We start from the raw sequence: 255 nt of genomic DNA on the forward strand, positions 1-255 counted from the left end.
GGGCACTGCCGAGTACATCGACTTCACCGGCTCCACCATCGCCAGTAATGACCAGAACAATGCTGATCGCCAGCCGATACGCATGAACACCCTGTTCGCCCGCAACCTGATCGAGCGTGCCAACATCGCCCTGGAAAACCTGCTGTCCTGGGAAACCCAGCACCTACCCGAGCCGGCATTGGCCGAGTCCGGCAATCAGCCGTTCATGGACTTCAAGGGCGCCAACGGCCTCTACTTCTGGGAGCTGTTCTTCCA

Annotated in this window: 1 protein-coding gene; it reads left to right on the forward strand. The window is 59.6% G+C overall.

Annotation, left to right across the window (positions count from 1 at the left end):
* Positions 1–255 (forward strand): hypothetical protein (locus QMX89_RS22930; protein ID WP_282349969.1); only part of this gene is annotated, 255 nt, incomplete at both ends.

It is taken from the genome of Pseudomonas sp. PS01301 (assembly GCF_029960215.1).
Lineage (GTDB): Bacteria > Pseudomonadota > Gammaproteobacteria > Pseudomonadales > Pseudomonadaceae > Aquipseudomonas > Aquipseudomonas coleopterorum.